The organism is Celeribacter halophilus (assembly GCF_900114135.1).
Lineage (GTDB): Bacteria > Pseudomonadota > Alphaproteobacteria > Rhodobacterales > Rhodobacteraceae > Celeribacter > Celeribacter halophilus.
Map to the genome: position 1 here is coordinate 1 of NZ_FORY01000012.1, position 18,024 is coordinate 18,024.

An 18,024-nucleotide genomic window follows, 5' to 3' on the forward strand; every position below is an offset into this window, starting at 1 on the left:
TCAGGCTCATAACCTGAAGGTCGTAGGTTCAAATCCTACTCCCGCAACCAATATATACCAACCATTACAGTCATTTAGCGCCCCAAGGGGCGCTTTTGGCGTTTGTGCCGCAGAGGTGCTGGAAGCGCCGTGGAAGCAAACTGGGCGAACTCAACGGTGTGGCTTTGGGGCAACGACAGAGATTTGTAGAAAATGGATTGATCCGTCATAAATTGTCCTTAATCGCGCCAATGTTCTAATTTAGCTCACTGATTGATGACTTTTAAATTACTTACGGAGGCGCAATTTGAAACCTTACTCGTTTATTCTAGCTATGGCACTTGGTGCGCTGTCAGCGTGTGCACAATCCAGTATTCAACCAATGTCTCAAGATACCTTTAAGGTAGCAACTACGGCTGCACCAGCATGTGGGCCAAATGGAGCTCGCAACGTTGCGTTTAAAACCGCAGCGGTTGAAGTTATTCGAAAAGGTGGTGACAAGTTTGTGCTCGTAGGCGACACAACAAATAAAGATTTCTGGTCGGGATCATACGGTCAAGATATGATTGTGCGAATGGTTCCTGAAAATAGTAGAGAAGCCGCAAATGCGCTGTCAGCGCGTGGTCAACTTGGTGCTAATTGGCAGCAGATCGTTGCTGAAGGTGCACCGACAACATGTGCGCAATGACGAGAGGCACGAGATTGTCTTGACTATTGGTCTCGGGATGTAGCTGGAGGTTACGCCCAGAATTAATACATAATAAAAGGCGGATGCTTAATTGCATTCGCCTTTTTTGCTTCGGGATTACGGATTTTTTCTATGGCCCTGACATTTGCATCCCCCTTTGCTTCCAAGATCGCCAAGCAAAGTGTCTACACATCTAGTGGCGCCTCATCGTTCGTATGCAATACGACCTTCCGAAAAATACGACGCTGCCTGCTTTACCCTACGGTATATTGCCATTGATATCTTTGCAGTGCTTACAACATTTCCGCCTGTAAGGCGGAATATCGTATCGTAGAGATCTAATCCGAGTGCAGAAAAAAGAGCCCTAGTATCAACCTCCAAACGATCTTTTGTTGTTTGACTGACTGTTATCACCGGAGTGGATATATTGAGCAAATTTGTCTCTGACATAAATTGTCTGAGTTTCACGTAAGTGTCGTGAAGTGCCTGGCTGTTTGAAACCATGTTTTTGATACGCTCCTCCAACGCATCAAAAACGGCGCCCTTTCCCTGTAACTCAATACGCCCAGGTGATGCATACTCTACGCGTTTCAGGTCGTACCTCTCTTCTTTGGGTAAGCTATTCAGTAGCTCCCTGAACAAACCGACATAGCTTCCTCCGCCTTGCAGAGTATGACCATTAAACGCCTTACCTATTTTGTTCTTTAGGGAGACTGAGGTAGTGGATGCACTCAGTTTGTTGATAGACTCTTCAAAAGCATACAAATCACGGTATTTACGAGAAAAACTACCAAAGTCCTCCATCTCCCAATTCCCATCAATGAATAGCGTTTCCAGAGCGGAATACGTATTGGCCATTGTTTGATAGGAATGGGTGTGGCTGGAAGAAAAAAACTGTGCGTCGGGCAGCATGTCTTCCGTTATTGAGCCGCTAAATTCCTTTACCTTTGCGGTGTCTTTGCCTACTTCACTCGCTGGCATCTTCCAGAAACTCCGATGGGGAGCCGATACAAATAGGAACCTAAGGTCGTTTTCCTCGCGAAAATAGCGTTTCAAGAATTTGGGCGTGACGCTGACCACAAGATATTCTTTCACGTAGCCAAATTCAGAGGGTAAGGCGGAAGCAATGAAATACGACTTTCCTGCCTTGTACAGCAGGACGATTGGTTCGATAAAATCGAACAATATCGTTTCAAACTTAAGATTTTTCGTTTTTACACTAGGAGGCATCTTCCACCGCCTGCTTTAGATCGTCAGCGCTCTCACATACACACACTACTGACGAAAATGGATCAAATTCAGCAAACGGCCACCAGTCGACATGACCGTTTCCAGATTCTTTACTGTGGCCTGCACCTTCAGGAACATTCAACAATCCAATCTTACACTTCTTAAAGAACGCGGTACGTTTCGCGGCGAGAAGGTCCGGCACGGCGCCCGTTTTGAACAAAGAAATGCTTTTCGCACGACATTCACTAGCATTGCCCGTTCGCTTGCCAAGTTTGTGGTGTGAAAAAAAGTTTCTTGGGTCGCTCTCTGGAAATGGAAAGAAGCGGCAGACGCTCGGAAGAGGCTTGTCGGTCGCATCATCAGGAGGGCATTGGCTCGGGAGTTCTTCTTTATAGGTCATCAGTAATCAACATATTTTAATGGCATCTTATAGGACAATGGATAGCATTTCTAGACAACATTCTGCGTTCTGAAGCTCGTTTAAGATCAGTATCACGTTCAGATATTTCACAGAAGCCAGAAAAAATTACTAAATCGGGACTGTATTTGGGACAAGGCCAACAAATGCTCGGGCATTCCATCATTCCAGGCCTCCATGTCGTCGGTTGGGGTTTCTGCCAGTGCAATGTGGAGTTGGGGAGAGACTGGTTTGTCTTACGTAGAAAATCTGTAACTTGGCTTTTGAACTAAATGGTTAACCATTCATTCGATAATGCACTGAAAGTCCGCTTTTTTGAACTTAGCAGCGCCTCATCTCTTCTGTAGCGAACGCCTGCAATCCGCCTCCTCTCACGTCCACCGATACTTCCCGCCTGCCTTCTGCAACCGTTCCTCTAGGGTCTTCGGGTGCTCCTCACTGTTCCGGCGCAGGGCTTCAATATGCTGGTCCATAAAATCATAAAACTCATCCGGCGGCACGTCCGAGATTGCCGCTCGGGTGACGAACAGGCCCAAAAGCTGCTGGTCCAGTTCGCGCATTTTGGCGGTGCGGTTGGCAAAGATCACGTCTGATGGCTGCACGCCGATGCAATGCACGGAGAGGTCTTGCATGATCGTGTCTTCAACCAGCCGCCATAGCTCGTGTGCGGGCCAACGGGCGCGGTTGCTGTCATTTGTCGGGACGCAGTAGCGCAAACGCTCTAAGTTGTTGTAATAGGCGTCTCCAAGCCTCTCCCGCACATCTTCCCATGTGTGCATCTTGAAGCGGCCTCGGAGTTGATCGCGCCCAAGGCGCAACTCAAAGCGCCAGACTTGGCTTGTCAGGCGGTCTGAGAGGTCCAGCGGGTCTTGCCCGCAAGCGGCGAGTTCCGCGTTCCAGATCGCAAGCCAGCCGTCTTTGGCCTTCTGTATGACTTCGCCGCGTTTGTCATAGATTGCCAGTTGGCGGTTATCGATATTCCCCGCGCGCAGCCCGGTCACGCGGCCCCCTGTGGCCTGCGTCACGGTTTCATCGACGCCTGTGTATTCTATGACCTTTGTGCCGGGTGGGGCGACAAGGGCAATGCGCTCTGGTTCAAACCACGGGGCCAGAATATCCACCGCGAAGTCTACGCGGGAAACGCGCAGTTGGTGTTCGCCGTATGGGATCGCCATGGCCGCCATAACCTCCCTAAAATGCTGTTCGGCATAATCCAAGCCGCCCGTGGCAAGCCCAAGCGCCCGAAAGTCTACTGTGATGCCCGGATTGTTCGGGATACGGTCTTCGGGGTCTTGGAACATCCAGACCGCGCCAAGTTCTCCTGTATGCGTGTTGAACGTCCGCCCGCCATGCTGGGTGACGGATAAAAGAACACCACCAAAACGCAATTCAATGTCATGACCGAACTCTTTGGCTTGGGCTTTCGCAAGCGCCAGCTCTTTGCGCAGTTCCGGCGTGATCTCGGATTGTACGGTGAACCTGAGGCCGTCAAAACCGCTATGGAGAATTTGTGCCGTCATCTACTCTCACCTTCGCTTTCGTAGTCGTGGAGGGGGGTGTTACATGACCCCCCTTTGCCTATCGGCTAATTTGGGGTGTTCCATTTGAGGAAACCGGATGAAGCGGGATGCGCTTTGTGCCTCCGGCGGGGCAGCTTTTGTTTTGGGGCCGGGCAGGGATGCCCGGCTCCGATCTTGTGGGATGTTCTAAGTGCGCTGTGTGGCGTCTTTCGACATTTGGCGCGCAATCCAGATTTCCGCGCGTTCTGCACATTTGGCGGCGTTCAAAAGATCGCCTTGGGCAAAGCTCGGTGTGGATTGCCAATCGCCTTGGTTGTTCTTGTAAGCGCGGGACAGATCGACGGAGTAAAAGCCGTCATTGTCCCAGATGGTTGCGGTGATAAGGCCCAGTTTGATTTTATGGGCGGGAGATTTTGACATGGTGTCAGTTCCTGTTTTGAAGAATTGAAAATGAAACGGGCGCGAGAACCTTTTGCCCCGCGCCCGCAAGAGCCTTCCGGCCCCAAAATCCCGCATGGCACTGCCAGCCCCATACGGGCAAAACTCAGGTGAGAGGTTTAGGCGGCGCTGTATTGGCTAGTATTGCCGTGGCGACGGGCCTCGCCCCATTCGAGAAGGTCGCGGCGGCGGTAGCGCACGGAACGTCCTGATTTGTAGAACTTCGGGCCATAGCCCGTGACGCGCCATTTCTGGATGGTGCGCACGCTCTGGCACAGAAAGTCAGCGGCGGTCTTCTCGTCGATAAACCCGTCCAGATAGTCCGTGGCCGGGCGGTTATTGTCGTTTGCGTGTTTCGCGGGAAGCATTTTTTACTCCGTATTAAATTCTAGGTGCTCTTGATTTGGCCTAGATGCGAAACACGAAAAACAACACTAAATTGGGCAACAATTTATTGTTTTTTGTTTTTCTTTAAGTCGTTGAAAAATGGCGAAAAGTTTTTGCGAAAAGTTTCGTAGGATATTGGGTCAAGGTTTGGTCGGTTTAATTTCAACCATCGCTGAGCTTTCGAGAAATGTGATTTCTGAGAGGCATCGGTGTCGATCTCCCCGGCCTCATAGAGCGCGTGGATTGCAGTTTGAATATCTTTCGCAATAGAGGGGCGGCCAACCGCGCGTTCTGGAGTGCAGTCTAGGAAACTACGCTCCAAGATTTCGTTATAGATGCGATTGGTCGTCAAACGCACGTCCACGAATTCCAAGCCCCGAAAACTGAGCGTGCCTTTTTCCCAATCGCATTTGCCAGTCCAAGCCGCTTTGGGAATGGCGACAGGATCAGAAGATACGGAGCGGGGCAGTTCATAGCCAAAGCCGAGAACATATCCCTTAGATATGTAGGACAGTACGTTGGCTTTCAGCGTGGTCTCCAATTCGCTTCTCGCACTAGCTAGCTTACTAAAGCCAGAAAATGCATGGGCGAATTTTGCGGATACGTCACCGTCAATTTTGGCGGCTGCCGTGGCATCCTGCTTAATGAGGTCCATGCCTGATTGTTTGTGCAAGTCTTCCCATTGGGCCTTTAGGTCAGGATGAGCAAAGACGAGCCATGATTTTGAAAGCAATGCGCCTGAACGGTGTAGCCGTTCCATTTTCTCGTTAGTGATTTCTGCCATGTTTTGCCCCCGTACCTATACGTATCGTTACGTAGGGAAGGTAAAATCCAAAAAGCCTCAAACGATACGTATCTATATAGCTACCTAGCGCGGCCAAATCCCTAGGTAGATACGTAGGGATGGTCGCACTGTGTCGCGTTACTTTATTACTCTTAATGGGCCTGTGCCCTGAGGTCTATATATTGGGATGGCTTCATTGCCAAAGTTGCGAGGCTGCTTTGGGGTTGGTAAAGTTTCAGCGAGTTTGCAACGAAAGGAATTTGAGATGATGGATCCGGGCGCAGCTATTTTGATCCCGCTTTTAATATATATCGGCATGTTTGTTTTCATGCTTTGGGTTGTTCTGTCTGTCGTCAATTCGCTTAAGCGGATCGCGTCAGCCTTGGAAAATATGTCCGTAAACGGGAGCGCTACTTATTTTGATAGGGCGGCAGATACAGCGCCGACTAAGACGCCAGCCGCGCAGCAAAAAGAACGGGAAGCGCGAGACCCGGCCTATAAGTACATACCTAAGAAATAATGCCCTACGCTTCGCCCACAATCCGCAACTTGGGTTGTGGGCTGACGCTGACAAAAGCACTTAGGCGATTTGCATTTTCTTCGGCGGCACGTTTCACGGGGTCATCCGCCAAATGCGCGTAACGCATTGTCGTTTGAATTTGAGTATGTCCCAAAAGCCGCCCGACCATTTGAATAGGCATCCCAGAGGATACGGCATTAGACGCATAGGTATGGCGCAGATCGTGGATGCGCACATCGTTCAGACCCGCCCGCGCACGGATACGCCGCCACGGGTGTTGCAGGTCCGTGATGTGGCTATTCTCCAACTTGCCTTCGATCACATAGGGATTGCCGGGCGTGCGGGGCAGGGCGGAGAGAACCGCCCGCGCAGCCGCAGGGAGCGGGATGCGCCGTGCGCCTGTCTTGGTGTCGGGCAGTTCCATCCCCGCGTCGGTGATATAGTCCCAACGCAGCGTTTGTATTTCTTTGAGGCGGCATCCGGTCAGGATCAAAAGGCGGAAGGCCGCGACCACATGCACGCTTTCTGAGCCGTCCTGTTCGGCGGTACAAAGCACTTCTCCTAACCTTTGCAGCTCATACTGGCTGAGATAGCGTTCCCGCTTCTCTTCGCGGTATTTGGGCACATGGCGGCACGGGTTTGACCCATCCGGGCGCAATCCCCAAATCTCCGCCATGTTGAACATCTTGGACAGCACTTGCAGCGTGCGGTTCGCTTGGTAGGGCGTATGGCGATATTTGTGATGCAGGGCGGCAATGTCTTTGCGTTCCACGTCGATCACCTTGAAGCTGCCAATCTCCGGCTTGATGAACAAATCCAGCGCCCGGCGATATTCCTTCTGCGTTGTGGGCTTGCAGCGTTCTTCGGCATGTTCCTTGAAGAACCGATCACACAAAGAGGCGACCGTGGGCGCACGCCGTTCCAGTGCGATTTCTTCGGCGGGGTTTTCGCCCATTGCGACTTGGCCCATGACGTCCTTTGCCAAGCGCCGCGCCTCGTCCACTGTGATTTTTCCATGCCGCCCAAGAGACACGCGCCGGGTGCGACCGCCTTTGCGATATTGGGCTTGATAGGTCTTTGCCCCGGACGGCATGACCCGCACGCCAAACCCCGCAATCTGGCTATCCCAGACGAAGTAATCTTTGGCCTCAGGTTTGAGGGCATCAATGGCGCGTTTGGTCAATTTTGGCATCGCTGTATCTCTCTTACTGGCAACCTCGTGGAAGCACTGTGGAAGCAACTGGAAGCAAACCACGGGGTAAGAGATAGAAAGAGAAAGTTTATCGCGTCAAATTAAAAACAACGATTCCAATAAGATAGGGTAGGTGGTCGCATTTGGGCGCAACCCGTGCAGACTGGCGGCGGCTGCCTCATAACCTGAAGGTCGTAGGTTCAAATCCTACTCCCGCAACCAAAAATTCCAATATAATACAACGTCTTAGCTGCCTCCGGGTGGCTTTTGCCGTTTGGGTGATATGAGGCGGTGCTACGCTGGTGCTAGCTAGAGTGTGTTGAAACCACCCTCAATAGTTTCAACACAGGACAAGCATCGTTTTTGTCAATCATTTGTAAACTACGTTCATCGTATCTTGCATTTGGTTGTTGGATGTTTGGCGAACATGACGATGAAAAAGCTTGATCGAGATAATTTAGCGGTTGCCGCTTCGGGGCACCCAATTGGGTGGAGCGTGGCAATATGAATTTTCAGGTTTCAAATCTCTTTAAGCCCACCATCCTGCTTGCTCTGGCATTGATGGTTGTGATCGTCATGATGGTTTTGCCAGTGCCGTCATGGATTTTGGATTTGGGGCTGGCGACCAGTTTTGCGTTGGCGATTCTAATTTTCACGGTCACTTTGTTTATCGAGCGCCCGTTGGATTTTTCCGCCTTTCCGACGATTCTGTTGGCGAGTCTGATGTTGCGGCTTTCTTTGAATGTGTCTTCCACCAAGCTTATTATTGGTCAGGGGCACACGGGCACATCTGCCGCAGGAAATGTGATCGAAGGTTTCGCCAATTTTGTCATGAGCGGATCGGTCTTGTTGGGCCTTGTTGTGTTCACCGTGCTTTTGATTGTCAATTTCATGGTGATCACCAAGGGTGCGGGACGTATGGCGGAGGTCGGTGCGCGGTTTGCTCTGGACGGAATGCCCGGTCGCCAGCTTGCTATTGATGCTGACCTTTCTGCCGGGGCGATCACTCATGAGGAGGCTAAACAAAGGCGTGAACAGGAGTTGGCGGAAACGACGTTTTTCGGCTCTCTTGACGGTGCATCCAAATTTGTGAAAGGCGACGCAATCGCAGGCCTTTTGATTACGTTGATGAATATCGTGATGGGGCTGGTGATCGGAGTTGCTGTTCATGATATGCCTTTGGGGCAGGCCTTTGAGACATATGCGATTTTGACTGTCGGAGATGGGCTCGTCAGTCAAATTCCTTCCGTGATTATCTCGATTGCCGCAGCGTTACTTTTGGCGAAAGGTGGGGCCAGCGGGTCCGCAGACCTTGCCATTTTCCGTCAGCTTGGAAAATATCCGCCAGCACTCTACACGGTTTCGGTGCTTATGGCGCTTTTCGCTTTTGTTCCTGGACTGCCGTTTGTGCCGTTTATTGGTGGGGCCATTGCTCTTGCAACCAGTGCCTATTTTGTGGCGCGCAAAAAAGCAGAAGAAGCTATGGAAGCAGCCAAGAAGGAAGCCGCAAAACCTGCCCCTGTGGAAGAGCGTGAGTCTATTGGTGACATTCTCGACCTTGATGATATTCATGTCGAATTTTCGCCGGATCTTGTCTCGATGGTGTTGGATCCGCAAACGGGGCTTGATGCTCGCATCGCAAATATGCGGAACCACGTGGCAACGGTCTTTGGCGTTATTCTGCCAGAAATCCGCCTGACAGATGATCCCAGCCTTCCTCCGGGAACTTATGTCGTGCGCATTCAGGGGGTGGAACAAGCCAAGGATCGTTTGCGTACCGACATGGTGCTCGCACTTGTGTCCGGTGATGCGGATATGTTGCCCGTTGGGGAGGATGTTTCCGAACCCGTCTATGGTGCGCCCGCGCGCTGGATTGATCCGTCGAAAAAGGAGGACGCGGCCCTCACTGGCTGTACAGTTGTCGAAGCGACGGAAGTGCTGGCCACGCATCTCCTTGAAGTCATAAAGCGGAATTTCCCGCGATTGTTGACCATGAAATCCTTGCGGCGATTGCTCGACGAGATGACCAATCTGACGGATAGGTCCAGAGCTGAAGCCAATCAGAAACTTCTCAATGAGTTGATTCCCGATCGCGTCCCTATGGATTTGTTGTTGTCTGTTCTGCGCCTGTTGCTGGAGGAGCGTGTTTCGATCCGGAATATGGCTCTGATACTGGAATCCATTTCCGAGGCACGCGGCTCACATGCGACGCCCGAGTCAATTTGTGAGCATGTGCGCCAACGTCTGGGTTTTCAGTTGATTTCAGAGATCAAGCGCGAGGATGGCACGCTGCCGCTGCTTCAACTGTCGCCGGAATGGGAAGAGCGGTTCATGTCCCATCAAATAGACAACGAGCGTGGGCAAACCGATATTGCTCTTCCTCCGGATCAGTTCAACAAGCTTGCCAAAACCATGGCGGACAAGATTGCCAAAGCCGGTGAAAATGGCATCTATCCGGGGATTGTCACTTCGACACGCCGCCGCCGGTTTGTTCGGACTGTTTTGTCCGCGCAGGGAATACAAAATCCGGTCTATTCTTTTGAAGAGATAGGGGCCGACGCCAAGCCGTCACTTGTCGGACTGGTACCGGCATGACGCAGGGCCTTGCAGAGCTATTGGCGTTCAGTCAGTCGGGTATCACGGAGGCGTTTCTTGTCTTTCTTCGTGTCGGCGCAGTGATGGCTGTCCTGCCTGTCTTCGGGGAAAGGTCCATTCCCGAACGGGTGCGACTCGTTCTGGCAATAGCTTTTACCGCAGTTGTGTTTCCCGCCGTAGCGATTGAGGTGCAAGGCTTGGCGGCGACATCGCAGGGCCTCATGCGAGGGGTGGCGACGGAGGTCATGGCCGGACTTGTGCTCGGTCTGGCTCTGCGGCTTTTCGTGATGGTTCTGCAAATTGCCGGCTCTATGGTGGCCCAGTCCACATCGCTGTCCCAGATTTTTGGAGGTGGGGCTGTCGATGCGCAACCGGCTATCGGTCATTTGTTTTTGGTCGCTGGGTTGGCGCTTGCCGTCATGCTTGGATTGCACGTCCGTGTGGCCGAACTCTTGATCCTTTCCTATCAATTTTTTCCCGCAGGGATGTACTTGCCCAAAGAAGACGTTTTGACATGGGGTGTTAACCATATTGCCAAAGCATTTGCCCTGTCGTTCAGCTTGTCGGCTCCGTTTCTCATTGCATCGCTTGTTTACAACGTCGCACTCGGCGTCATTAACCGTGCAATGCCATCGCTCATGGTGGCGTTCGTTGGGGCGCCTGCGATCAGTTTGGGAGGGCTGCTTTTGCTCTTTGTGTCGGCGCCGATCCTGTTGGAGCTATGGCAGACGGGCTTTGCTGAATTGCTCTTAAACCCGTTTCAGGTGCGCTGATGGCTGGTGGTGACGACGAGGGTGACAAGCAATATGAGCCGTCACAAAAGCGTCTGGATGATGCGCGGAAAAAGGGTGAAATTCCTCGATCCAATGATCTGACAACGACGGCCGCCTATTTTGGATTTGTCGCAACGGCCATGACTCTGGGGGCAGCAAGTTTCCAAAAGATTGGGACAGCGCTTCAATCCTTGCTTGGGAACGCGGACCTCTATGCGCAGGATTGGCTTGAGGGGGCGGGAAAACCTTGGACCATGGGGCTGATGCAGGAGATCGGTGCGGGTCTTGTACCGTGGTTCGCCCTGCCTGCGCTTATGGCGATTGCAGTGGTCTTCGCAACAAAATCCATGCTTTTTTCTCCAAGCAAGATCGAGCCCAAACTGTCCAAAATCTCTCCGATTTCGAATGCGAAAAACAAATTTGGCCGTTCCGGTTTATTCGAGTTCGCTAAAAGTTTTTTTAAACTCTCAATATATTCGACTGTTCTAGGTATTTTCCTCTACTCGAAGCTCCCGCTGATAGTGTCCACTATGTCTTTGAGCCCTGGTATTGTCGCGGCGACATTGGCGGAGCTGGTCGTGGGCTTCATGGTGATCGTTTTGATGATCTCACTGATGATCGGGGGAGTGGATTATCTTTTCCAGTATAACGAACATATGCGCAAACACCGCATGTCTCGCAAAGAAATGACCGACGAGGCAAAGGAACAGGAGGGCGACCCTCATTTCAAACAGAGGCGGAAGCAAAAAGGGTTCGATATCGTCATGAACCAGATGCTTGCCGAAGTGCCGAAAGCCGATGTGGTTGTTGTGAACCCCACCCATTATGCGGTGGCGTTGAAATGGGACCGCATGGCAGGAGGGGCGCCGGTGTGTGTGGCGAAAGGTGTCGATGAGATCGCCGGGCGTATTCGTGAAGCAGCGAATGAAAACGGTGTTCCAATTCATCGCGACCCGTCAACAGCCAGAGCTCTATATGCCACCGTGGATCTGGGGGAGCAGATTTTGCCCGAACACTACCGTGCTGTCGCGGCTTCGATCCGCTTCGCCGAGAAAATGCGTAAGAAAATGAAAACCCAATTCGGACAATGACAATGAAGAAGTTGAAAGATCTGAGACGATTGAAGGACGTCGCCGAGTTGTCTCTCAATGTAGAGCTTTCGACGCTTTCCGAGATAAAGCGTGAAGAGAAAAACCTGCGTGCGCGTTGGGATTTGATAGAAGAAAGCTGGAAACAACGTGCGGCGGATATAGGCGCGGCAAAGGAGTTTGATGTCGCTCGGGCGATGGGCGTTGATGGGGCCTGGGACAAATGGGTGGCCCAACAGAAACCTCAGATCATGCTGGAACTTGCGCAGATATCCGAGAAGCGCGAGGTGCAGTTGGAAAAGACGCGAAAAGCTTTCGGGCAAAAAGATGCGCTTGGCCAATTGACCGAGCGCATCAAGAAACGGCGTTAAATCCTTCAATCAAAGTCCTGACGAACGATATCGAGCAGCAGGACATCGTTAACGTCGGGGCCGAGGGTTTTGTGTGCGACCTCCAGAAGCGCGCGGCGCAAGGCTGTCATCGAACTGCTTGACGTGAAATTTCCCTGAAACCCGCCGGTATTGGCATGATCAAAGAGGACTTGCAGGAAAGCATCGCGCAGTTTGGGCTCGCGGGCATAGATGCTCTCACGCAGCCCCTGTTTTGTTTCAAGGCTAAGCGTCAAAACGACCATTGAGGCAACGCGGCCTTCCTCAAGATTGGGGATTACGAACTGGTTGTTCAACTTCACATATTCGAAGGCAGGGTTCGTCCCTTCCACAGATGTCTCTTGGTTGTGATGGGCATGGGTTGCATCACTCTCCCCTTCCTCATTGGAGGTGTCGATTTCAATCATCTCGGGGTGTGGTCGAAAGAGCAATCCGGCACCGAGACCAGAAATCAAGCCAAACAGGGCCAATACTACGGGCAAAAGTTTTCGAAACATGAGGCCCTCCGTCAGAATGGCAACACGATATCAGCAATTTTCTGGCCGTATCGCGGTTGCTGCACCTGTGTGAGTTGACCGCGACCACCGTAAGAAATGCGGGCCGAGGCGATTTTGTCATAGGTGATTTCATTCTGACGCGAGATGTCTTCTGGGCGCACATAGCCTTCGACCAGAAGTTCGCGAATTTCATAGTTGACCCGCACCTCCTGTGACCCCTGAATATGTAGAACGCCATTGGGTAGAACGTCGACAATCGTGGCCGCGACCATCAGTTCGAGTTGTTCGTTGCGCTTGATGCTCCCGTCTCCAGACGAGGCGGAGTTCGAGTTGGTGTTGACCGCAGACCCCATAGTTGCGCCCTCGGGGAGGACTTCGTTTATCCGTTCCGGAATGCCGAACAGTGAGGACAACCCCATGGTCTCGGACCCGGAGCGGCTGCGATCGGATGAGTTCGACATCTCGGCACTATCGTCAATTTCAATAACGACGGTCAGAATGTCTCCGCGTTCAATGGCCCTGCGGTCGCCGAGAAGAGACTGGCGTGATGAGGTCCAGAGAGAGGCGCTATCCGCGGGGATGTGTTTCTCACCCCGCTCAGGCAGAGAGGGATTGCGCATGGCAGAGGTTTCGGAGGAACTGGCCACAGGGGTGAATTCAGGAAGGCGTCCGACCTCTTCCAGATCCGAGCAGGCACCAAGGGCGAGAAATGCAGGAATAATGAATTGAATACGCATGGGAAAATCCTGTTCTAATGAGAGGGCGTCCCGCCGACATGAATGGCCCCATCCGGTGCGACGACGCCAGAAACGGTCGTTCGTGACGAGAGATTCATCACCCGAACAAAGTCACCAGCGGCGGCACGGTCCAAAGCCCGTCCTTCGGCGGTGATGGAAAGGCCCCTTTGACTGTAAACAAGTGGTACGATCTGATTGCGTGCGATGATGGCAGCAGGGCCGATGTCAGAACGGGATATGGGACGGCCCGCGTAGAGCATCACACGCGCCTCAAGTCCGATGGCGTCGTCGATTGCCGTGATCGCGCCGGGGTGGTCGCCTTTTACAACTGCGAGATCGCCAGCTGTTAAAAGCGTTTGTGCGCGTATGGCGCGCGTGGCGACTACGGTATCGGCGCTCGCCGGATATGCGACCCATAGAGCGATGATCATGAAGAGGTGTTTTGTCATCGGATTTGCGTGGTTGCGGAAAGCATTTGGTCGGCAGCGGTGATCACTTTGGCATTCAATTCATAGCCGCGTTGAGCTTCGATCAGCTCGGTCACTTCGCGCACGGCATCAACGGAACTGTCTTCCAGATAGCCTTGCCGCAACGTACCAAGCCCGTCGACGCCGGGGGTGGAGATATTGGCCGGACCAGAGGCTTCGGTCTCGAGAAAGAGGTTGGAGCCGATGGCCTCAAGCCCCTTGGCATTCGAGAAACCGGCGAGTGTGAACTGCCCCAAAAGTTCGGCGGCGACGGTATCCTCGAAATAGGCGTAAACCTCGCCATCTGCATTGATGGAGATTGAAAGTGCGTCATCCGGAATGGTGATGTCGGGCACGACGGCATAGCCTTCGGAGGTCACGATCAGTCCATCGGCGGAGCGTTTAAGCCCGCCGTCTCTGGTATAGGCCGACTCGCCAGATGGTAGCGTGACTTCAAGGTAGCCAAGCCCTTCAATAGCGATATCGAGATCACCCCCAGTCGCAGACAAAGGCCCTTGTGCCAGTTCGATATTCACAGATGAGGGGCGAACCCCGAGCCCGAGTTGAACGCCCGTTGGCAAGACCGTGCCATCGGAGGAGTTGATGGTGCCGGGGCGGGCCATTTGTTGGTAATGCAGATCGGCAAATTCGGCGCGGCGGGCGTTGTAGCCGGTGGTGTTCATGTTCGCGAGGTTCTGCGAAATGGTCTCCACCCGCATTTGCTGGGCACTCATGCCTGTGGCTGCAATTTTGAGAGCGCGCATGTCAAACTCCTTTCTTAACGGCCAAGTGTCGAGATGACGGATTTGATCCGTTCATCTTCTTGCTCGGCGAATTTCTGGCTCAGCGTGTAGGCGTGTTGGACCTCGATCATTCGGGCAACTTCGGTAATCGCGTTGACGTTCGAATTTTCCACATATCCCTGCAAAATCACGGCGTCTTCCTGAGGCACGATTGCGCCATCAGTGTAAAACCGGACGCCGTCATTGCGGGTCAGAGTGGTTGGGTCTTCGGGCATATAAAGGCCGATCTGTGACAAGGGCTGACCATCGGCGGATAGCGTTCCGTCGGAGGCGACAGAGACAGTCTTTGCATCCGGCGGGATGAAGATCGGTGCGCCTCCATTATCCAGAAGTTGATACCCGTCATGGGTGGTTAACTCGCCTTGCTGGTTCGTGGTGAACGCACCGTTTCGTGTCAATGCCTGCCCGTCGGGCATTTGGATCAGGAAAAATCCGTCTCCCTCAATGGCGAGATCATATGTCCCGCCGGTGAGGGTGAGTGGCCCCTGTGCATCATTGGTGAGACGCACATTGGCATTTGCCATCGAGAGGCTGTCCTCCCCTTGCCCGAGCGCATTGATGTGCTCGGAAAACAACAGACCTTCTTTGCGGAAACCTGTTGTGGAGAGGTTGGCGATGTTATTCGCAATGGCCTGTAGCTCGCGTTTGAGACCGGCCATGCGTGTAAGTGTTGTATAACCTGCGCTGTCCATTAAAGACCTCCGATCATGGGAATGATGCGGTGTTGGAAAAAACTGGTCAGGGTTTCGGTCATGAAGCCCATCGACATCCAGAAGACGACCAGAATTGCCATCAGTTTCGGCACGAAAGTGAGGGTCATTTCCTGAATACTTGTCAGGGCTTGAAACAGACCGACCACGACGCCCGCGACCAAGGCGATGACAAGGATGGGCGTGGAAATCATCGTTGCGATCCAAAGCGCTTGACGGAGCGTGTCGTAAAAGACCAGTTCATCCATGGGTTAGACCGGCATCCGAAGGATTTCCTGATAAGCCTCGACAACCTTGTCACGCACGGTAACGGCGGCTTCGATGGCCAATTCGGTTTGAGCCAGCGCCTGCACCAGTGCCTGACTGTCGGCTTTTCCGGACATGGCCGCTTTTGCGACTTCTTCGCCTTGTGTCAAAGTCTGTGCAAAGCTTTCTGTGGCCTTTTGGAATGCATTGGGGCCTGTTTGTTCCGCTTCTTGGGGGATGGCCGCCGTTGCAGGGCGGGTTTTGGCATAGCCGAGAGCGGCAAATGTAGATCGAATATCCATTCTGGTCTCCTGTGTTATGCGCGGTTTTACCGACGCAGAAGGTCAAGTAGTGATGAGGACATTTGGCGGGCCTGATCGAACACCTTGAGGTTCGCCTCGTAGCTACGTTGCGCTTCGCGGGCATCAGCGATTTCGATCATGAGTTCGACATTGGAGCTGTCATAAAACCCGTCATCTCCGGCCAGTGGATGGCCCGGATCATAGACTTCCTTGAGTGGGGATTGATCGAGTTCCACCGGTCCTGTTGTCACCGCACCGGTTTTGCGGCCTTGCTCGGTAACTTCCTCGAAAGAAACGGTTTTGCGGTGATAACCGGGTGTATCCGCATTGGCGATGTTTTCGGATACATGGCGCAATCGGTTGGCCTGTGCCTGCATCCCCGAAGCGGACAGGTCGAGAATATTTTGCAAATCAGACATTCGTATCCCTCCTTACGCGCGCCCGATGGATGTGCGCAGGATGTTCATGGAGCTTTTGTAGATGGCGAGGGCCAAGTCATGCTCATGACGCACCTGACTGGACTTCATCATTTCGGTTTCAAGCGAGACCGTATTCCCGTTTGGCGAGGTCGTGCCGGAGGTCTCGAAAACGCCGTAATCCATAGCGGCATCCTTGGGGGCAAGGATATGTGCGGCCCGCGTGGCTCGCATTGTGGTGCCGGATGCTTGTTCATAGGTGCGGGCAAAGGGGGCAATATCCTTTGCGCGATATTCCGGCGTATCCGCATTCGCGATGTTTTTCGCGATCACTTCCTGACGCGTGACGGCATGTCGGGCCATGTCGCCAGCCATTTTGAAGATTTCCAAATTCTCGAACACTGAGGCTTCTCCTCTGAGGTATTTCAACCAAGGCTTAACCCTGATTCCTTTAGAAAGAGTTGTCGAAGCCGGAGGAATTTATGAACAGCGTTGGATTTGATCTTCTTTTGTCTGAACTCGCGGGCGTGAAACCTGTCCAGTTTGTCGGGCGTGTCATAGAGGTGTCGCGCGGGGTTTTGACCGTGTCGGGGCTCAGTGGCATTGCCGCGTTGGGGGACCTTGTTGAAATTGGTCACGGGGCGGACATTCGCCGCGGCGAAATTCTTCAACTCGATAAGGCAACGGTCACGGTTTTGCCGGACGGCGGGCCGGACGGTTTGTCTATTGGTGACGCCGTCGCGCATGTGGGCAAGAACCATATCGCACCGGATGACAGCTGGATCGGCCGCGTGATTGATCCTTTCGGACAAGCCCTTGACGGAAAACCTGTTTTACAGGGGAGAAAGCCGCGTCCCTTGCGTGGGCAGCCTTTGAACCCGACAGAGCGGCGCGCGCTTGGTGCGCGTCTGGAGAGCGGTTTGACGGTCTTCAATACGCTCCTCCCGATTGTACGTGGGCAGCGCGTGGGGCTTTTCGCGGGATCTGGTGTTGGGAAATCGACCCTGCTGGCGAAACTGGCGACAGGGCTTCAGGCCGATGTGGTCGTGATTGCGATGATTGGCGAGCGCGGGCGTGAAGTGCGTGAATTTCTGGATCGGGTGCTGGGGCCGGCTGGTCTTAAACGCTCTGTCATCGTCGCGGCGACATCGGATCAGTCTCCGATGGTGCGGCGGCGGTGTGCATGGACGGCCATGTCGGTTGCGGAACATTTTCGGGACCAAGGGAAACAGGTTTTGTTTCTGGCCGATTCGGTGACCCGTTTTGCGGAGGCGCACCGTGAAGTGGCACTGGCAACAGGAGAGTCGAGTTCGCTTCGTGGTTTTCCGCCCTCAACGGCGCATCTCATCACGACGCTTTGTGAACGGGCCGGTCCGGGGACAGGGGATACGGGAGACATCACGGCTGTGTTTTCGGTTCTTGTGGCAGGGTCGGATATGGAAGAACCCGTGGCTGATATCCTGCGCGGGGTCCTTGATGGGCACATTGTTCTCGACCGGCAGATCGCAGAGCGCGGGCGTTTTCCTGCGATTGACTTGTTACGCTCCGTGTCGCGCGCCTTGCCGTATGCGGCGACTGAACAGGAAAACGAGTTGATCTCTCTCGCGCGCCGGTTGTTGGGCGTTTATGATCGATCCGAAATGATGATTCAGGCCGGTTTGTATTCGGCAGGGGGGGACCCGACGATTGACGAGGCCATTGAAGCCTGGCCGAAACTTGACAGCTTCCTTGCGCAGTCGGAGCCGGATGGCATCGAACAGAGTTTCCAGAGGCTGGCCGCGTGTTTCAAGAATTAGGCCGCATCCCACGCAGTCAAATAGGGCATCATTGCATGTGCTAAAAATA

The 18,024-nt window shown here is 53.1% G+C and carries 23 protein-coding genes; 7 read left to right on the forward strand and 16 right to left on the reverse strand.

All coding sequences use genetic code 11. The annotated features are described in order from the left end of the window. Window positions 1-286 precede the first annotated feature (286 nt). Window positions 287-667, forward strand: coding sequence for a hypothetical protein (locus tag BM152_RS12680; RefSeq protein ID WP_231730477.1), 381 nt, complete (start codon window positions 287-289; stop codon window positions 665-667). A gap of 204 nt (window positions 668-871) precedes the next feature. Here the strand turns inward: BM152_RS12680 and BM152_RS12685 are convergent, their stop codons facing one another. The 6 genes from BM152_RS12685 to BM152_RS12705 form a co-directional block, all read right to left on the reverse strand. Then, a complete protein-coding gene (locus BM152_RS12685) occupies window positions 872-1,897 on the reverse strand; it encodes a hypothetical protein (RefSeq protein ID WP_066600349.1) in 1,026 nt (341 codons plus the stop codon). Further along, window positions 1,887-2,297: a hypothetical protein gene (locus tag BM152_RS18995; RefSeq protein WP_139222503.1), complete on the reverse strand. Its 411-nt coding sequence runs from the start codon at window positions 2,295-2,297 to the stop codon at window positions 1,887-1,889. Before BM152_RS18995 ends, BM152_RS12685 begins: the two co-directional genes overlap by 11 nt. A gap of 389 nt (window positions 2,298-2,686) precedes the next feature. Then, window positions 2,687-3,835 (reverse strand): hypothetical protein, encoded by a 1,149-nt coding sequence (locus tag BM152_RS12690; protein ID WP_066600352.1) that lies wholly within the window; start codon window positions 3,833-3,835, stop codon window positions 2,687-2,689. 186 nt (window positions 3,836-4,021) lie between these two features. Next, the gene (locus BM152_RS12695; protein ID WP_066600355.1) at window positions 4,022-4,255 is read right to left on the reverse strand and encodes a hypothetical protein; all 234 of its coding nucleotides are present in this window, start codon (window positions 4,253-4,255) and stop codon (window positions 4,022-4,024) included. Window positions 4,256-4,392: 137 nt separating this feature from the next. Continuing rightward, the gene (locus BM152_RS12700) at window positions 4,393-4,641 is read right to left on the reverse strand and encodes a helix-turn-helix transcriptional regulator (protein WP_111481388.1); all 249 of its coding nucleotides are present in this window, start codon (window positions 4,639-4,641) and stop codon (window positions 4,393-4,395) included. A gap of 83 nt (window positions 4,642-4,724) precedes the next feature. Then, window positions 4,725-5,444 carry a hypothetical protein gene (locus tag BM152_RS12705; protein ID WP_066600357.1) on the reverse strand — a complete coding sequence of 240 codons (720 nt, stop codon included), beginning with the start codon at window positions 5,442-5,444 and terminating at the stop codon, window positions 4,725-4,727. A gap of 265 nt (window positions 5,445-5,709) precedes the next feature. Here BM152_RS12705 and BM152_RS12710 point away from each other — a divergent pair, with 265 nt between their 5' ends. After that, window positions 5,710-5,964, forward strand: a complete 255-nt coding sequence (locus BM152_RS12710; protein ID WP_066600359.1) for a hypothetical protein — start codon at window positions 5,710-5,712, stop codon at window positions 5,962-5,964. A 4-nt stretch (window positions 5,965-5,968) separates the two neighbouring features. Here the strand turns inward: BM152_RS12710 and BM152_RS12715 are convergent, their stop codons facing one another. Beyond that, on the reverse strand, window positions 5,969-7,156 hold the full coding sequence (locus BM152_RS12715; RefSeq protein WP_066600361.1) for a site-specific integrase: 1,188 nt from the start codon (window positions 7,154-7,156) through the stop codon (window positions 5,969-5,971). Between the two features lie 504 nt (window positions 7,157-7,660). Here BM152_RS12715 and flhA point away from each other — a divergent pair. Genes flhA through BM152_RS12735 form a run of 4 tightly spaced genes read left to right on the forward strand, consistent with a single transcriptional unit; the run spans window position 7,661 to window position 11,983 of the window. Then, a complete protein-coding gene (flhA, locus tag BM152_RS12720) occupies window positions 7,661-9,751 on the forward strand; it encodes a flagellar biosynthesis protein FlhA (protein WP_066600363.1) in 2,091 nt (696 codons plus the stop codon). Further along, entirely contained in the window at window positions 9,748-10,524 is a 777-nt protein-coding gene (locus tag BM152_RS12725; RefSeq protein WP_066600366.1) for a flagellar biosynthetic protein FliR, read from the forward strand. Before flhA ends, BM152_RS12725 begins: the two co-directional genes overlap by 4 nt. Then, complete coding sequence (locus tag BM152_RS12730; RefSeq protein ID WP_066600371.1) at window positions 10,524-11,615, forward strand: EscU/YscU/HrcU family type III secretion system export apparatus switch protein; 1,092 nt, start codon at window positions 10,524-10,526, stop codon at window positions 11,613-11,615. Before BM152_RS12725 ends, BM152_RS12730 begins: the two co-directional genes overlap by 1 nt. A gap of 2 nt (window positions 11,616-11,617) precedes the next feature. Beyond that, window positions 11,618-11,983 carry a hypothetical protein gene (locus tag BM152_RS12735; protein ID WP_066600373.1) on the forward strand — a complete coding sequence of 122 codons (366 nt, stop codon included), beginning with the start codon at window positions 11,618-11,620 and terminating at the stop codon, window positions 11,981-11,983. Window positions 11,984-11,988: 5 nt separating this feature from the next. Here BM152_RS12735 and BM152_RS12740 read toward each other — a convergent pair whose 3' ends face one another. Genes BM152_RS12740 through BM152_RS12780 form a run of 9 tightly spaced genes read right to left on the reverse strand, consistent with a single transcriptional unit; the run spans window position 11,989 to window position 16,581 of the window. After that, window positions 11,989-12,498, reverse strand: coding sequence for a flagellar basal body-associated FliL family protein (locus tag BM152_RS12740; protein WP_066600375.1), 510 nt, complete (start codon window positions 12,496-12,498; stop codon window positions 11,989-11,991). 11 nt (window positions 12,499-12,509) lie between these two features. Continuing rightward, on the reverse strand, window positions 12,510-13,235 hold the full coding sequence (gene flgH / locus BM152_RS12745; RefSeq protein ID WP_066600377.1) for a flagellar basal body L-ring protein FlgH: 726 nt from the start codon (window positions 13,233-13,235) through the stop codon (window positions 12,510-12,512). Window positions 13,236-13,249: 14 nt separating this feature from the next. Beyond that, window positions 13,250-13,684: a flagellar basal body P-ring formation chaperone FlgA gene (flgA, locus tag BM152_RS12750; protein ID WP_066600380.1), complete on the reverse strand. Its 435-nt coding sequence runs from the start codon at window positions 13,682-13,684 to the stop codon at window positions 13,250-13,252. Beyond that, entirely contained in the window at window positions 13,681-14,466 is a 786-nt protein-coding gene (gene flgG, locus BM152_RS12755) for a flagellar basal-body rod protein FlgG (protein ID WP_066600387.1), read from the reverse strand. Before flgG ends, flgA begins: the two co-directional genes overlap by 4 nt. Before the next feature lie 14 nt (window positions 14,467-14,480). After that, a complete protein-coding gene (locus tag BM152_RS12760; RefSeq protein WP_066600390.1) occupies window positions 14,481-15,197 on the reverse strand; it encodes a flagellar hook-basal body complex protein in 717 nt (238 codons plus the stop codon). After that, window positions 15,197-15,463: a flagellar biosynthetic protein FliQ gene (locus BM152_RS12765; protein ID WP_066600400.1), complete on the reverse strand. Its 267-nt coding sequence runs from the start codon at window positions 15,461-15,463 to the stop codon at window positions 15,197-15,199. Before BM152_RS12765 ends, BM152_RS12760 begins: the two co-directional genes overlap by 1 nt. Window positions 15,464-15,466: 3 nt before the next feature. Further along, on the reverse strand, window positions 15,467-15,763 hold the full coding sequence (fliE, locus tag BM152_RS12770; RefSeq protein WP_066600401.1) for a flagellar hook-basal body complex protein FliE: 297 nt from the start codon (window positions 15,761-15,763) through the stop codon (window positions 15,467-15,469). A gap of 26 nt (window positions 15,764-15,789) precedes the next feature. Then, the gene (gene flgC, locus BM152_RS12775) at window positions 15,790-16,182 is read right to left on the reverse strand and encodes a flagellar basal body rod protein FlgC (RefSeq protein WP_066600403.1); all 393 of its coding nucleotides are present in this window, start codon (window positions 16,180-16,182) and stop codon (window positions 15,790-15,792) included. Window positions 16,183-16,194: 12 nt separating this feature from the next. Then, window positions 16,195-16,581, reverse strand: a complete 387-nt coding sequence (locus tag BM152_RS12780) for a FlgB family protein (protein ID WP_066600404.1) — start codon at window positions 16,579-16,581, stop codon at window positions 16,195-16,197. 80 nt (window positions 16,582-16,661) lie between these two features. Between BM152_RS12780 and BM152_RS12785 the strand changes: the two genes are divergently transcribed. Continuing rightward, window positions 16,662-17,975: a FliI/YscN family ATPase gene (locus tag BM152_RS12785; RefSeq protein ID WP_066600409.1), complete on the forward strand. Its 1,314-nt coding sequence runs from the start codon at window positions 16,662-16,664 to the stop codon at window positions 17,973-17,975. Window positions 17,976-18,024 lie beyond the last annotated feature (49 nt).

Excerpts from the sequence above, each read along its gene's own strand:
- BM152_RS12785 (WP_066600409.1), top strand. The coding sequence starts at position 16,662 with ATGAACAGCGTTGGATTTGATCTTCTTTTGTCTGAACTCGCGGGCGTG.
- flgH (WP_066600377.1), bottom strand. The coding sequence starts at position 13,235 with ATGCGTATTCAATTCATTATTCCTGCATTTCTCGCCCTTGGTGCCTGC.
- BM152_RS12760 (WP_066600390.1), bottom strand. The coding sequence starts at position 15,197 with ATGGACAGCGCAGGTTATACAACACTTACACGCATGGCCGGTCTCAAA.
- flgC (WP_066600403.1), bottom strand. The coding sequence starts at position 16,182 with ATGTCTGATTTGCAAAATATTCTCGACCTGTCCGCTTCGGGGATGCAG.
- BM152_RS12735 (WP_066600373.1), top strand. The coding sequence starts at position 11,618 with ATGAAGAAGTTGAAAGATCTGAGACGATTGAAGGACGTCGCCGAGTTG.
- BM152_RS18995 (WP_139222503.1), bottom strand. The coding sequence starts at position 2,297 with ATGACCTATAAAGAAGAACTCCCGAGCCAATGCCCTCCTGATGATGCG.
- BM152_RS12765 (WP_066600400.1), bottom strand. The coding sequence starts at position 15,463 with ATGGATGAACTGGTCTTTTACGACACGCTCCGTCAAGCGCTTTGGATC.
- flgG (WP_066600387.1), bottom strand. The coding sequence starts at position 14,466 with ATGCGCGCTCTCAAAATTGCAGCCACAGGCATGAGTGCCCAGCAAATG.
- fliE (WP_066600401.1), bottom strand. The coding sequence starts at position 15,763 with ATGGATATTCGATCTACATTTGCCGCTCTCGGCTATGCCAAAACCCGC.
- flgA (WP_066600380.1), bottom strand. The coding sequence starts at position 13,684 with ATGACAAAACACCTCTTCATGATCATCGCTCTATGGGTCGCATATCCG.
- BM152_RS12690 (WP_066600352.1), bottom strand. The coding sequence starts at position 3,835 with ATGACGGCACAAATTCTCCATAGCGGTTTTGACGGCCTCAGGTTCACC.
- BM152_RS12710 (WP_066600359.1), top strand. The coding sequence starts at position 5,710 with ATGATGGATCCGGGCGCAGCTATTTTGATCCCGCTTTTAATATATATC.
- BM152_RS12725 (WP_066600366.1), top strand. The coding sequence starts at position 9,748 with ATGACGCAGGGCCTTGCAGAGCTATTGGCGTTCAGTCAGTCGGGTATC.
- BM152_RS12715 (WP_066600361.1), bottom strand. The coding sequence starts at position 7,156 with ATGCCAAAATTGACCAAACGCGCCATTGATGCCCTCAAACCTGAGGCC.
- BM152_RS12740 (WP_066600375.1), bottom strand. The coding sequence starts at position 12,498 with ATGTTTCGAAAACTTTTGCCCGTAGTATTGGCCCTGTTTGGCTTGATT.
- BM152_RS12705 (WP_066600357.1), bottom strand. The coding sequence starts at position 5,444 with ATGGCAGAAATCACTAACGAGAAAATGGAACGGCTACACCGTTCAGGC.
- BM152_RS12730 (WP_066600371.1), top strand. The coding sequence starts at position 10,524 with ATGGCTGGTGGTGACGACGAGGGTGACAAGCAATATGAGCCGTCACAA.
- BM152_RS12700 (WP_111481388.1), bottom strand. The coding sequence starts at position 4,641 with ATGCTTCCCGCGAAACACGCAAACGACAATAACCGCCCGGCCACGGAC.
- flhA (WP_066600363.1), top strand. The coding sequence starts at position 7,661 with ATGAATTTTCAGGTTTCAAATCTCTTTAAGCCCACCATCCTGCTTGCT.
- BM152_RS12695 (WP_066600355.1), bottom strand. The coding sequence starts at position 4,255 with ATGTCAAAATCTCCCGCCCATAAAATCAAACTGGGCCTTATCACCGCA.
- BM152_RS12685 (WP_066600349.1), bottom strand. The coding sequence starts at position 1,897 with ATGCCTCCTAGTGTAAAAACGAAAAATCTTAAGTTTGAAACGATATTG.